Annotated in this window: 11 protein-coding genes; 7 read left to right on the top strand and 4 right to left on the bottom strand. The window is 44.9% G+C overall.

Going from position 1 to position 14013, the window contains the following annotated elements; all coding sequences use genetic code 11:
- Positions 1–31: 31 nt before the first annotated feature.
- Positions 32–1114: an outer membrane protein assembly factor BamD gene (locus tag RTL34_RS02565; protein WP_312114370.1), complete on the bottom strand. Its 1083-nt coding sequence runs from the start codon at positions 1112–1114 to the stop codon at positions 32–34.
- Positions 1115–1288: 174 nt separating this feature from the next.
- Here RTL34_RS02565 and RTL34_RS02560 point away from each other — a divergent pair, with 174 nt between their 5' ends.
- Both RTL34_RS02560 and RTL34_RS02555 read left to right on the top strand, forming a co-directional pair.
- Complete coding sequence (locus tag RTL34_RS02560) at positions 1289–2422, top strand: RluA family pseudouridine synthase (protein WP_409455433.1); 1134 nt, start codon at positions 1289–1291, stop codon at positions 2420–2422.
- 26 nt (positions 2423–2448) lie between these two features.
- A complete protein-coding gene (locus tag RTL34_RS02555; protein WP_062330541.1) occupies positions 2449–2796 on the top strand; it encodes a DUF3147 family protein in 348 nt (115 codons plus the stop codon).
- 11 nt (positions 2797–2807) lie between these two features.
- Here RTL34_RS02555 and RTL34_RS02550 read toward each other — a convergent pair whose 3' ends face one another.
- The 3 genes from RTL34_RS02550 to RTL34_RS02540 form a co-directional block, all read right to left on the bottom strand.
- Positions 2808–3623 carry a TIGR03915 family putative DNA repair protein gene (locus tag RTL34_RS02550; RefSeq protein WP_312114368.1) on the bottom strand — a complete coding sequence of 272 codons (816 nt, stop codon included), beginning with the start codon at positions 3621–3623 and terminating at the stop codon, positions 2808–2810.
- A gap of 84 nt (positions 3624–3707) precedes the next feature.
- On the bottom strand, positions 3708–4964 hold the full coding sequence (locus tag RTL34_RS02545) for a putative DNA modification/repair radical SAM protein (protein WP_312114366.1): 1257 nt from the start codon (positions 4962–4964) through the stop codon (positions 3708–3710).
- A 198-nt stretch (positions 4965–5162) separates the two neighbouring features.
- Entirely contained in the window at positions 5163–5738 is a 576-nt protein-coding gene (locus tag RTL34_RS02540) for a hypothetical protein (RefSeq protein ID WP_312114364.1), read from the bottom strand.
- Positions 5739–6086: 348 nt separating this feature from the next.
- Between RTL34_RS02540 and RTL34_RS02535 the strand changes: the two genes are divergently transcribed.
- The 5 genes from RTL34_RS02535 (at position 6087) to RTL34_RS02515 (ending at position 13972) form a co-directional block, all read left to right on the top strand.
- On the top strand, positions 6087–7283 hold the full coding sequence (locus RTL34_RS02535) for an amino acid aminotransferase (RefSeq protein ID WP_312114363.1): 1197 nt from the start codon (positions 6087–6089) through the stop codon (positions 7281–7283).
- A 254-nt stretch (positions 7284–7537) separates the two neighbouring features.
- On the top strand, positions 7538–8320 hold the full coding sequence (locus RTL34_RS02530) for a vWA domain-containing protein (RefSeq protein WP_312114362.1): 783 nt from the start codon (positions 7538–7540) through the stop codon (positions 8318–8320).
- 64 nt (positions 8321–8384) lie between these two features.
- A complete protein-coding gene (locus RTL34_RS02525; RefSeq protein WP_312114360.1) occupies positions 8385–10508 on the top strand; it encodes a PP2C family serine/threonine-protein phosphatase in 2124 nt (707 codons plus the stop codon).
- Between the two features lie 3 nt (positions 10509–10511).
- Positions 10512–13040, top strand: a complete 2529-nt coding sequence (locus tag RTL34_RS02520) for a hypothetical protein (protein WP_312114358.1) — start codon at positions 10512–10514, stop codon at positions 13038–13040.
- Between the two features lie 41 nt (positions 13041–13081).
- Entirely contained in the window at positions 13082–13972 is an 891-nt protein-coding gene (locus RTL34_RS02515) for an RDD family protein (RefSeq protein ID WP_201664161.1), read from the top strand.
- Positions 13973–14013 lie beyond the last annotated feature (41 nt).

The raw sequence follows: 14013 nt of genomic DNA, 5'->3' as shown, positions 1-14013 counted from the left end.
AAACCTAGCTAATGTTAACGGGGTTTATAGATTATTTGACTTGACTGGTATTGTCAGGTGGCAGACCCAAACCAATTGTGGTATCACGTGGTCTGGTTGGTGTTTCATCATTTGCCGTGGTAGCCGGACTTGGCAGGCGTATTGCCGCAGCTTGCTGAATTGAGGTCTGAATTACTTGTGGCTTGGTATTGCCTGAGTATTGACCCGACTGCTGGGCTAGCCCTTGAACAGCAGCATTTCGTGAGCTTTGACCGAGCACGCCCAATGTGGCTTTATTTAACCAGTTTGAACCGGTACGGGTATTATCAAGTTTGACATTGCCACGCGCATCAATCAGACCAGGGTAGTTGATACGAAGGAGTTGTTTATATTGATTAGCGGTATCGGTCATTCCCAGTTTGTCATAGCTATAGGCGATGGTTGCAATAGACTCTGGAATCGCTTCGCTTTGTGGATAGTACTGAAATACCCATTTAGCACGGTTGGCAGCTGCCACATAGGCTTTGCGTTTAATATACCAGCGCGCTACATCCATCTCACTTTCTGCCAATTGGTTATAAATATAACGCATACGTAGCGCAGCGTCTGGGGCATAGGCACTATTGGGAAAGCGATTAATCAGTTGCTGAAAGTTATTAAAGGCAATGCGCGAATAGCCCATATCACGGTGTGCAGGATTGAGCTTGGTGTATTTCATTACGCCGCCTGAGGCTGCCTGCATATTTGAGATGCCGCGAACATAGTACGCATAGTCAACTTGCGGGTTGGATGGGTAAGACTGGATAAAACGATCAGCACTGGCAATCGCATCCAAATAGTCACCATGTTGGTACTGCGCATACATCAAGTCAAGTAATGCTTGCTCGCTGTAATCACCCACAGGATAGAAAGTCCGTAAATCGTTCAACTGGCTAATCGCTTTGGCAAAATTGCCTTTTTTGATGTTATCAGACGCCGCTTGGTAGTAGCCTTGCTCGCTTTTTTCAGCTTTGGTCGCGACGACTTCGTCTTTGCCACCCAACAATTTTGAATTTTTTAGCGTTTGACAGCCAGATAAAGTGGTCAAAGCTAGAGTAATTGCGGTGACACCCACAACTTTGGAAAGATGATGCATACGAACCTCAAATCTATTGCAAAAATATTTGCCCATCATAATACTTATTGTTCAAAACTGAATGCAAAATATTGTATTAAAAATTTCACTAAGTCTATCACGAAACGTTATACTTTGTGACCTATCCGCGCATATTAATTTTGCAAATCCCTATACCCTAACTCTGAACTGTTTATGACCACGCCAATCGCCTCACATCCGAACAACTCAAATCCAATCGAATCAAACATTGAACCTATAACTGAATCTATGACTCAAAACAATACCAATCAACTCGAAGAAGAATGGGAAAACCTGTCACAACCACAGCCAAGCACTCAAAACTTGCAGACCCACGATGCTGGCAGTCATCAAATTGTCCAAAATTATACAGTCAACTCTGAGCAAATAGGGGAGCGCATTGATAAAATTGCTGCCTTGGTGTTTAGCGACTATTCGCGTGAGCAAATTAAAAATTGGCTTGAGTCAGGCGAATTAACCGTAAACGGCGCAGCGCAAAAACCCAAATATCGTCTTAAGCCCAATGATATGTTGGTGCTTAAAGCGAGTTTGACCGCTCAACAGCAAGATTTGCCTGAGAATATCCCACTTGATATCTTGTATGAAGATGAGGCGGTGCTGGTCATCAATAAGCCCGTAGGCTTGGTCGTCCATCCTGGCGCGGGCAATGGGTCAGGTACGCTAGTCAACGCGCTGCTTTTTCATTATCCTGACAGCCGCACGCTACCTAGAGCAGGATTGGTACATCGCATCGATAAAGAAACATCGGGTTTAATGGTGATTGCTAAAGACAGTCAAAGCCAACTGCATCTAATTAATCAGCTTAAAGACAAATCCGTGTACCGGCTTTATCAAGCGATTGTGTTAGCGTCCGCGGCTGAGCTTGCCCGCCATCGCACCATTGACGCCCCCATTGGTCGCCATCCGACCCAGCGCACTAAAATGGCGGTGGTGGGTAGTGGCAAACCCGCTGTCACCCATCTTGAGAAAATCACAGCGATAAGCGACGCTGTCTCATTGGTCAGCGTCCGCCTTGAAACAGGGCGTACCCACCAAATCCGTGTACACTTATCAAATTTGGGTTTTCCCTTGCTCGGAGATCCGCTTTATGGCGCTGCTCGTAAAAATGCAATATTGCTAAAAACCTTGGATGACGACCAAAAACACGTCGTGCAACAGTTCCAGCGTCAGGCGCTACATGCTTATGAGCTTGGCTTTATCCACCCAAAAACAGGCGAGCCTATTAAAGTGCAAGCGCCATTACCCGATGATATGCAACAGCTACTTGAACATTTACAGTCAATATAAAGACAAAGACACGGTAGATATATCACATGAATATCTGGTTTAAATATGCCATCACTGCATTAATGGTGGTATTGGTTTCAGAGTTTGCAAAACGCAGTGACAAGCTAGGAGGATTTATAGCCGCGTTGCCATTGGTGACGATTTTGACCTTGGTTTGGCTGTATCTTGAACATCAATCCACCGAAAAAATCGCCAATCACGCCTATTACACATTTTGGTATGTGATACCCACCTTGCCGATGTTTTTAATTTTTCCATATTTGCTGCCAAAAGTTGGTTTTTGGGCGGATTTGGGCATTTGTATCGTAGTGACGGTTATGATCTTTTGGTTATTGGCCAGACTACTAAGCAACTTTGGTATTCAATTATTGTAGAAAAGCCAAAATTAGACCATTTTTTCCGTTAAATATTTCCAATAGCGTTTTGGCAAATACTGAATATGCAGCTTGCGATTTAAGCGCTCTTTGATGGTCACGTGGGTAAAATATTTTTGCCAAAGCGTTTGGTATTGTTGTTCTGCCTTGCTATAAAACTGCTGCGGATGCAGTAGCGCTTCATCATCTACTTCACAGATGATATGGACTTGTTCGCTGGGATCATCGTGAGCATAATAAATACCAAACCCGCGTTTGACATCATAAATCGCCCAAGTCTGATCGGCATAGCGTTCTTTAAAATGCTGATGCAAAATGGGTAATACATTAAAATCTGGCTCAACACGCGCAAAATATACCGATTTGTCGGTGTCTGGCATTTGCATTTGTTCAAATCGCACAAACGCCTGCATACGGTGGCGCTCACGCCCGACCATTTTGATAAGCTTGCTCACTGCCATCACATCCGCATGGGTATAATTCTCCCACACATCAAGGTTGGGATTGGACAGTTGAAACCGTACCACCCCAAACAGATGACTATACACCGTAGGCGATTCTGATAAAAAGCCCCACAGCAGTTGCCGCATACCGTTTTTGCCAAAGACGTGCGCTAATTTATCACTCACCCGTAAAGTTTTGGCTTCATCGGTCGCGACGGTGACAGTGTCTTGCCAAAAATTGGGCACCACTTCATGCTCGGCTTGAATGGTCACAATCGGGGTGTGCTGCCAACCATTCTCATAAATGGTGAACACACACGTGAGCCAGCCTTCAAAGCTGCCATCAAAGATTAAAATGGGGGTCTCAGCCGTCACTAAATCCATAAAAGATTGACCTTTTGCACAGTGGACTTTAAAACCTTAATTTTAAAAGATTGATTTTAAAAAATTAATTCTAAAATAATAATGCTAAAACAACGCCAATTGACCATGCCGTTCGGCTTTGAATTTGGTTTGGGTCTGCGCCAGTACATAATCGCGAAAGTTATCCTGGGTTAAATGACTTAAATGCTCATTGCGACCTTTGAGTGCGATAAAGTATTTGGCACGGTTTACGGCAGCGCCCATTTGCTTGAGATGTTCGAGCGTCAAGGTCGAAAATTTTCGTGCCTGAACAATTTTTTTGGCGGTTCGGGTACCAATACCAGGAATACGCACAATCATTTTGTAGGGCGCGGTTTGGATATTGACGGGGAAATGTGACTTATTACGAATCGCCCAAGCCAATTTGGGGTCACAGTCCAAATCCAAAAACGGATGGTCATCGGGTAGAATTTCTTCTGCTTCAAATCCATAAAAACGCATTAACCAATCCGCTTGATACAAGCGATTTTCTCGCACCATCGGCACAGGGGTACCCATGGCGGGCAAGCGATTGTCACTGAGCATAGGCACATACCCTGAATAGTACACCCGTTTTAGGTCATATTCTTGATAAAAATGGCTCGATAAACGGATGATTTGTAAGTCGGTCTCTTGCGCTGCGCCCACAATCAGCTGGGTACTTTGACCCGCTGGGGTAAATTTTGGGGTATGTTTGTGTTGTTTTTTACTGTCTTTAAACACCACAATTTGTTCTTGCACCACTTTCATTGGCGCTTTCATATCGTCATGGTTTTTTTCAGGCGCGAGCAATGCCAAGCCAGATTTGGTGGGGATTTCCATATTGACGCTTAAGCGATCGGCATACAATCCTGCTTCTTGCATCAGTTCAGCAGATGCACCCGGAATGGTTTTTAGATGAATATAGCCATTGAATTTGTGCGTAAGGCGCAGGGTTTTGGCGACACGAACCAATCGCTCCATGGTATAGTCGGGCGATTTAAAAATCCCTGAGCTTAAAAACAAGCCTTCAATATAGTTGCGCCGATAAAACTGCATGGTCAAATCAACCACTTCTTCAACAGTAAATGCTGCGCGCGGCGTATCGTGACTGCGCCGTGAGGTGCAATACGCGCAGTCGTAGATACAATGATTGGTAAACAATATTTTTAATAAGGAAACACAGCGGCCATCTTCGGTATAACTATGACAAATACCCGAATTAGCCGTGCCGAGTCCTTTATTATGATTGTCACGCTTACTGCCACTTGATGAACAGGAAACATCATATTTGGCAGCATCGGCTAAGATGGATAATTTGTCTTGCAATCTTTCATAATTCATCGCGTAAACCTTGCATATCTAATCTATCAGCGGATAAAAACATAAAAAATAGGTTGCAAAATTAAACTTAAGATGACTATTTTACCTTATCAGCCGCTAAAAATACGCTTAAAAAAAAGCAAGACGACAACGTGTGACGTCTTGCTTTTGGTAGATTAACTAATTAGTGTCTACCAATTACGAATTACGAATTACGAATTACGGATTAACGATAATAGCCGGTGCAGTCGTGACAGGCACAGTGGTCATTGTCGCTATCGCAGGCGTTGATGCGGGTAGCAATACAGGGGTTGTCGTGGTAGTAGAAACAACCGTAGCAGGTTTTGACACGGTTACTGTCGCGCCTGAGCCTGTTTGTACCGTCACTGGGGTGGTGGTATTGACATTCGATGTTGATACTACAGTTGTACTAGGCAGTGTTGTAGTAGGTGCTGTTGTTACCACAGGGGCTGTGGTAGTGACGACAGGCGTAGAGGTAGATGTAGAGACAGTGCGATAGGTCGGTGTAGTGACAATTTGTGTCGGGTAAAACGGCATACCATCAACGATGGTAAATCCATTGGGTCGAACCATTACCGTATCGCTCGTGCCATCGATATGTTGATTGACAATTGTTGTGGTTTTTGGCGCCACGCGGGTCGTGGTTACCGTTGTCGTTTTCTTAGCGGCGGCTTTAACGGTGCGCGCATTACTGGGCGTTGCCACGGCACTCATGGCAATCACCGCAACTGACGCGGCAACGATTTGGGATTTTTTTATAGCGGTCATCATCATATTGTGTTTCCTCAAAAATACACATGGAATTGATGAAATTATTATGCGCATATTGTTGATAGAAATATAAGTTATAAATGTAAATAACACGCAAAATTTGCAATTTATGCGATAACTGCTGTGAAAAAATGTAACTGCATGGGTCAATTAACCCATTGAACAGGACACTTTGGCAGGCTTGAATTTTTGCTAATTAAAGCGCTTAGACAAGCAAAAAAATAGGCGTGACAGTTGTTTTATTGGGTTACAAGGTTTATCCTTATCCGTTGACATTGAATATTTGGGCAATGCCACTTTAGCGTAAATTTTTTAGCAGTCAAACTTATCAATTAAATGTAGGAGCTATTCATGTTTTCACATGTAGAACCGTATGCAGGTGACCCGATTTTGGGGTTGATGGACAAGCATAAACAAGACCCACGTGCCGACAAAGTGAATTTGGGTGTGGGTGTATATTTTGATAATGACGGTAAATTACCCGTCCTCAACTGTGTGCAAAAAGCTGAAGCACAAATCGCTAATCCACCAAAACCACGTCCCTATCTACCAATGGACGGTCTGCCAGGTTATCGCGCGGCTTGCCAAAACCTATTGTTTGGTAAAGATGCACAAGTATTAAAAGACCAGCGTGTGGCAACCACAGCGACCATCGGTGGTTCAGGCGCGCTCAAAGTCGGGGCTGATTTTATTCATGCTTGGTTTCCACAAGCCAAATGCTATGTGTCTGACCCAACGTGGGCGAACCATATCGGTATCTTTGAAGGGTCTGGTTTTGCGGTGGGCAAATATCCCTACTATGATGCGGCGACCAATGGCATCAAATTCGATGAACTCATTGCTTTCTTAAACACCTTGCAAGCCCATGATGTGGTGTTGCTGCATCCTTGTTGTCATAACCCAACGGGCGTTGATTTGACCCAAGCGCAATGGGATCAAGTGCTTGAAGTGGTAAAAGCGAAAAATTTGCTTGCATTTATGGATATTGCCTATCAAGGCTTTGGTGAAGACATGGATGCAGATGTCTATGCGATTCGCAAAGCAGTGGACATGGGCTTGTTGTTCTTTGTCAGTAACTCATTCTCAAAAAATCTATCACTGTATGGTGAACGCGTTGGCGGTTTATCTGTGGTGTGTAAAGAAGAAGCACAAGCCAAAGCGGTACAAGGTCAATTGCAGTTCAATATCCGCCGCATTTACTCAAGCCCACCTTCGCACGGTGGTCACGTGGTTGATATCGTGATGAATGACGACGCGTTATTCAATGAATGGGTACAAGAAGTGTATGTGATGCGCGATCGTATCAAAGACATGCGCCAAAAACTGCGTGACAGTTTAGAAGCCAAATTACCCGGCCGCAGTTTTGACTATATCACCAAGCAAAACGGTATGTTTAGCTATACCGGTCTCACCCCTGAGCAAGTAGCGCGCATTATCAAAGATTTTGGGATTTATATGGTTGCTAATGGGCGTATCTCGGTTGCCGGTCTAAACGCTAGCAATATCGACTATGTAGCCAATGCCATGGCAGAAGTGTTAAAAGACTAAGCGTATTACATGCGCTCATTAAATAAGCCTGTTAAAAAACTAAGATAATTAAACAATCAAAACCCTTAACCGCGTGTTAGGGGTTTTTTATAACTTATGATTAACGGGGCGGGGGAGTATTTAAGCCCTTCTGGTAAGATTGTAGAAATATTTTTGAGGGTTGTTAATTAAATCGCCACAAAAAACCTTGCTTTTGGTATCGGCTTTTGCTGAGATACCGATTACAATAATTTTAATAAAAATAGGATATCTTTATGGTCGCCCACAACCCCATACCCAATTTTCAAACCTCAACTGATTCTACGCCGCCATCCATCCCGCAAGCCATCACCCCCCAGTTTCGTGAAATCGACTACGGCAATAACGTCGCCCAGCGTACTCTGTGCGTTCTGGTGTTAGATTTGTCAGGCTCAATGGCGATACGCTCAGGCAATGGCGACAAACGCCGTATCGATATGCTCAATGAAGGGATTGAGGCGTTTTATCATGATTTGATGAAAGACGAAACAGCCCGCAACCGTGTGCGTTTGGCCATTGTCATCGTGGGCGGGGTCAATGACACTGCAGAGCTGATGATGGATTGGACGGATGCGATTGATTTTTTCCCCATTAAATTTCGTGAAAATGGCATGACGCCGCTCGGGCAAGGTATGTTGCTTGCGCTCAATTTGATTGAGCAAGAGCGTATCAATCTACGCGACAACGGTATCAATTATACCCGTCCTTGGGTCATTGCCATGACGGATGGTCTGCCCACCGACAGCCAAGATGTGTGGCAGGCGGCTATCAATCAAGGTCACCAAGCCGAGCAAAATAATCAATGTATTATTTATCCGATTGCCATTGATGCGGGCGTGCAAGAAATTAAGATGCTCAAACAGCTGTCGATTTTAACCCCGCCCGTGCATCTCAACTCCGTTAAGTTTGTCGAATTTTTTGTGTGGTTGTCCGCGAGTCTTAAGACCGTCTCACAATCTGCGCCTGGAGAAACCGTGCAATTAGGGAGCATCTCACCGTGGGCGACCATTCAAAGTTGATGGTAAAGACAATCACCTGCAACGCTCATGATAATAAAAAAACCTAAAAAAACTGGGGATAATGATGAACCAAACCACGGATTTGTTCGCGCCAACATCGCAATTATCAGTCCAATCATCTTGGCAAATGTATGGCGCATCCAGTATTGGTAAATCCCATATCGACAGCAACCTGCCCAATCAAGACAGTATCTATTTGCAAAAAACCGAAAAAGGTATGGTCGCCGTGGTATGTGATGGGGCGGGCTCGGCAAAATTTAGCCAAGCGGGGGCAGCGTTTTTTAGTCAATCAATTGGAAAAATGCTGCTCAGTCTCGGTGTGGGTCTCAGTGTTAGTCACAGTGTCAGTATCAGCGGCATTGCGTTTGATTTGGTGCAAGTCAAACAGCAAATTATCGAGCAATTATCACAAATACGCCTCGACCTGCAGTCACAGCTGACCGCTGAATCGAGCCTAAGAGATTATCACACCACCTTTACTGGGCTACTCATTCATTCAAATCATCAAGCACTATTGGTGCAAATCGGTGATAGTCCTCTTATCACCAGCCAATTTGTTGTGCGCCATCCTCACATTGATTATTTTACCAACTTGCAAGTGTACGGGGATGATAGCAAGAATGAATACGTCAATGAGACGCATTTTATCACCCAAGACAATTGGCAATCCTTTTTAAGGGTTGAGCCCATTGATTTATCGCAAGTGGATTGCCTTGCACTGATGTCGGATGGCTGTGCGGACTTGGTATTTGAAGGCGCAAGTGTTACGCCCAAAATTTACCGCCCTTTTTTTGGTAACTTGCTATTTAATTTAACCCAAAGTCAAAGCTTACAGCAGGGCAGCGCGATTATTGAACAGGCGCTTGGCAACCCTGCCACCTATCGATTAACCGGTGATGATAAATCCTTGGTGGTATTACTAAAAAATCAACAGCATTATCAAAGCCTTGAACCGATGGTTGAGGGGCAAAATAAAACCCTAGCGAATGACACCCTAGAAAATGACACGATAGCGACTGCACCAAACAACCCCACGGTTTGGCATGCCGATGCTGTCAATCATAAAAATACCCGCGCCACTAGCACGCCTGATGACGTAGCATTTAATGACATAACCTCCAATAACATCAATAACATAGCGCCTAACCCAAATCCGCAAGCCAGTGTTGTAGATACTGCTCCTGCAACGCCAGCTGCCACAACGTCACAGGTTTTGCCGCCTTCACAGTCCGTCAGTGACTCAACTAGACAGCGGCGTAATACCGCTATGATGGCTGGCGCAGTGATGCTCATTGGTACAGGTATATTGGGCTGGATAAATAAAGATCGGTTGCTGCCGACGCAAACTGTCAACAATGTAAATACTGCAGCATCGGTGGCGAGTACAACGCCCACCTCGGCTATAACGACCCCACTGATCGCGCACGCACTGGGTGATTCCTATGCCATTAACTTGACCGAAGCCGCAACGGTTACCGAAAGTGGCAATCCCAGCGATGATCCCATCTTTAAGGTAATAATAGCTAGCCCGCAAGGTCAGTCTATCGATGTCATCGAGCAAAAATCTAAACAAACAAGTAGCGCTAAAACTAAAAACGACAATAAAAACGAAAACAAAAATAATGCGAATCAGCCCTTATTATCCGCCACTGTGACCACGGTGGTCGCTAATAAAAACCCAACGGTTGCCAGTGGTGCAGCGAGTACAGCTTTGCAAAACCAACATACCGAGACTGAGGCTACTTTGGCGGCTACTTTGACCGACTCACAATTTAACAATCATGTTGTCAAAATTGCCGCTAAAGCAAGCTGTTTGCCAGTTACCGATACCCATGATTTGACAAGTTTAGGGGTCACCATCCAACCCACGATGCATTACTACAACTGCCAAATTAGCTTGCCTATCAAATCGATAACGAGCCAAATAGCTGGGTTAAGCAAAAAGACTGAAATCTTGGATAGTCTGACGCTTGACAAAGGGTTATCAGAAATTTTAACTAGCTCTACTAGCCATAAAGCAGCTACCGCCTCTACGGGTTTGCCTGCTAGCACGGTCAGCGATTCTAGCGGCAATCAGCAAATACAGCTATACTATTTGGGTGTTACTGACACAATAAATCATATGAGTGCCACTGCTAGCACTGAGTTAGCCGCTTTACCCACCTCATCTGCCAATCTTAAGAGATAGTTCATGCCGTATTTAATTGCAAACAATCAGCGTATCACCATTGATTTGCCTATCTCTCATGAGATCGGCTCTGGCGGTATGGGCATTGTCTACCGTCTTGGTAATCTGTTAGGCACGGGCAATTTGGTGGCAAAAATCTTTAAAAATCCCATCGACCCCAAAAACCCCAGCCTTGCCAAACTACAAGCCATGATGGCGCGCCCGCCTGAGCATATTTATGAAGTGATTAATGGGGTAGGATATACCCAGTTTGCTTGGGTGAGACATCTGATTGTCGGCGAGCATGATGAGCTCATTGGCTATGCCATGCCAGAGCTGGATTTTGATAGGTCGTTATCGCTCAATCCTTTTATGTACCCACGAGAGGCAGCAAAACTGACCGCGTATCAGCAGAGTCTCAATTATCGCGTGCAGCTGTGTGCCAATATTAGCGCCTTGATGGCGGATTTACATGGTCATGGGCATGCCTTTATTGATTTTAAAGAAGCCAATATGCGCCTGATGCCAGAGCCAAGCACGGGCATGGATGATGATTATAAAGGCTTTATCGTTGGGTTTATCGACTGTGATAGCTACCGTATTACTGGCAGTGATGGCAGCGTTTATCCCAGTCCTGTCATATCACCTGAAATGACCAGTCCTGAATACCATGAACACAAAGATATTGGTTTGTTGGATGAAAAACACGACCGTTTTGTACTGGCGATTGAGCTGTTTAAAATTTTAAACAATGGTATTCATCCTTTTTATTTTATCCCTGTCTCAGACCGATTAAAAAATGCTGCCCATCGCAACACCGACCAATTTATCAAAGAGCGGCTATATGCTTATGGCTTGCAGCCACACCCAGAGATTGCCCCGCTAAAAAACAGCATTCATATGTGTTGGGATGACCAAACCCGTGCAATGTTTGATAAAGCGTTTTTATCCACCCATCCAACTGATCGCCCAAGCGCCGCCGAGTGGGAAAACCATCTACGCGGATTGGTTCAACACCGCCAGTTTAAAGTGTGTGAAAATTATCCCAATGATGCTAGCCACATTCATTTTGTTGGTAAACCCTGTCATCGCTGTCTGTTTTTAACCGTACCCAATAACCCGTTAACCACGCCCGTCACACCTGTGCCCGCAATCATCGCTGCAGCGACAACCAGCGTCTGGCAAACCACGCCCACCCGTGCTTCTGTAGCGTCCACTGCCGCAAATCACCCAAGTCATCAGCCAAGCGCGGCTTTGGCCGGTTTGATGGGTGATGAGACATTGGCAAATAATCGTCGGCTTGAGCAATCGCTCAATACTCAGGCTAACAGTCACCGGGGCATACCGAGCCAACCCATCAATATAGTCAATGCAAATGTAGTCAATGCAGGGGATGCAGTCGATGACGCGACCCAAACACCGGCGACTCATTCAATGGCGATGCCAGATACGATGCTAGATACAATGACAGATGCGAGAACAGCACCCACGCATCACACTGATACTCGAGATGCGACACCCACTACGCCACCGTATACTACTTCTACCGGTGAGGTATCTGTCAAAAAGCCCTCTAAAGGGTGGCTGATAGCGATGATTGCTGCCCTAGTGGCAATCGGTGGCTATGGCGTATCAAGGTTAAAATCCGCCTCAACACCGACGACATCACAATCCGCCACTACCAATCAGTCCGATAATACCAAAGCGGCAAGTACCGATGATAATTCACAAAAAAAACCAAAAAGCCAAAATAGTTACAGCACCATCATCAAATCGCTACCGACTGCAAAAGCCACTATGACGCAAGCGCTTAAAGAGCAAAGTGGCTTTTTTTCTTCCTCGTCGCAAACTAGCGTAGCCAAGCTGTATCAAGACACGCTCGGTATTAGCCCCGAGTTTTTTGATAAAGTCGTCAAGGTGGGTGAGTTTGCCGAGCCATCGCTCAAACAGCTGCAAGAGCTCGGTTACAGCCAAGATATCAATGCGACAAAGCAATACTCACTTGAAGCCTTTCGCAACGCGGATATGGGCTATTTTAAACAGCAGCCCATGAATAAAACGCTCGCCAAACAACTCAATGAAGCGGCAAAAAGCTATTACTGGCGCAAAAAAGACCCAAAAGCCGCCGCTTATCTTCAAGCGCAAGCAGTGAAATACAATCCTAACCAAGGCGAATATGTCGCCAATTTTGCTTATTATTTATTTAAAAACAACTATCCTTATAGCAAATCTTTTTTGCTTTATGCGCTACAAACGCCGCGTGATAGCAGCAAATACCCCAATACTTATATGATTGAATTGGCAGCAGCAATGGCACTGCAAGCGGGTGATGACAAAGGCGCAGTGGGGTCGTTATTGGCACAGTTTTATACCACGGACGATCAACAAAAACGTTGCCAAAACATGTTAAATTATCCGCAAACCTATCCAGAACTGGTACCCATTGCCGAGAAAGTGTTAGCCATTATCGACCAGCAAAACAGCAGCGGCGCCAATCCTGTGCCTGCTGAGTGTTTGCCGCCATATAATTGGGTGGTTGGATCGTCAAATTAGTTTATCAAATTGAAAATATCAAAATAGGGTAGTAAACATCTATGATTATTGTCTGCCAACAATGTGGTCAAAAATTACCAAAAACTGCGGTTATGTGCCCAAATTGTGGCAGTCGTCAGTTTGCGCAACAATCTGATAATCATACTCAGCCGCAGCAAGCAAATTCTTTTGTACAGTCAAGTGGCTATAATGCCTATGACAGTACCCATAACGCGATCCAGCCCGAACATTCTACTTGGCAAAGTTATACACCAAATCCATCTGCAGGCAATTATCAACCGACCGATATGCCAGCTGTGCAGGCTAGTCAACCTATGCAGCAACCTGCTCAACCAATCTATGCACAGCCTAATTATGAACAGCCTGATATTGCTCAAGCGTCAAATCTACCCGCACAACCCTCTGACTATGCAAATCCTTATGTCGCTCCCGCAGTGCAACCACAGCAACCTAGCCAATACCCAACTCCCGCTACCAATCAGCTGCCTTCGACCGCGCTGCAGACTCGTAAGCCGGCTCATACCATGCTGTATGCAGGTTTTGTGCGCCGCGCATTGGCTTATCTATTTGATTTAGCGTTAGTCAGTTTATTATTGGGATTGGCTTATCAATTATTGTTGCCGCAGATTTTACCGCAGCTTGGCATTCGTGGGTTTAGCGATCAAACGCTTGCCTTGATAGCGTATGGATTTTATTTGTTTTATATGACGTTATTGACCTGTTTGGGACGACAAGCAACGGTGGGCAAGGTGATTATGGGTATGTGGGTGTTTGGTATGCAGGGTCAACGGGTTAATTTTTTCCATGCGTTAATCCGCGAAACCTTAAAACTTATCTTATTGCCATTTGGTTTTTTGATGTGGTTTACCGCCCGAAAACAAACGCTGCATGATTTAATCGCACGCACGGTGGTGTTGTATGACCCCAATTAATTTTTAAACAGGGATAACAATAAAAAAGTTAATCAATTTGG

It is taken from the genome of Moraxella sp. CTOTU47915, from assembly GCF_031986685.1.
GTDB lineage: Bacteria > Pseudomonadota > Gammaproteobacteria > Pseudomonadales > Moraxellaceae > Faucicola > Faucicola tetraodonis.
This window is presented reverse-complemented; position numbering and strand designations above follow the sequence as displayed.

Bases quoted from the DNA above. Each gene is read 5' to 3' on its own strand.
- RTL34_RS02520 (WP_312114358.1), top strand. From the start codon at position 10,512: ATGCCGTATTTAATTGCAAACAATCAGCGTATCACCATTGATTTGCCT.
- RTL34_RS02525 (WP_312114360.1), top strand. From the start codon at position 8,385: ATGAACCAAACCACGGATTTGTTCGCGCCAACATCGCAATTATCAGTC.
- RTL34_RS02535 (WP_312114363.1), top strand. From the start codon at position 6,087: ATGTTTTCACATGTAGAACCGTATGCAGGTGACCCGATTTTGGGGTTG.
- RTL34_RS02540 (WP_312114364.1), bottom strand. From the start codon at position 5,738: ATGATGATGACCGCTATAAAAAAATCCCAAATCGTTGCCGCGTCAGTT.
- RTL34_RS02555 (WP_062330541.1), top strand. From the start codon at position 2,449: ATGAATATCTGGTTTAAATATGCCATCACTGCATTAATGGTGGTATTG.
- RTL34_RS02550 (WP_312114368.1), bottom strand. From the start codon at position 3,623: ATGGATTTAGTGACGGCTGAGACCCCCATTTTAATCTTTGATGGCAGC.
- RTL34_RS02565 (WP_312114370.1), bottom strand. From the start codon at position 1,114: ATGCATCATCTTTCCAAAGTTGTGGGTGTCACCGCAATTACTCTAGCT.
- RTL34_RS02560 (WP_409455433.1), top strand. From the start codon at position 1,289: ATGACCACGCCAATCGCCTCACATCCGAACAACTCAAATCCAATCGAA.
- RTL34_RS02515 (WP_201664161.1), top strand. From the start codon at position 13,082: ATGATTATTGTCTGCCAACAATGTGGTCAAAAATTACCAAAAACTGCG.
- RTL34_RS02530 (WP_312114362.1), top strand. From the start codon at position 7,538: ATGGTCGCCCACAACCCCATACCCAATTTTCAAACCTCAACTGATTCT.
- RTL34_RS02545 (WP_312114366.1), bottom strand. From the start codon at position 4,964: ATGAATTATGAAAGATTGCAAGACAAATTATCCATCTTAGCCGATGCT.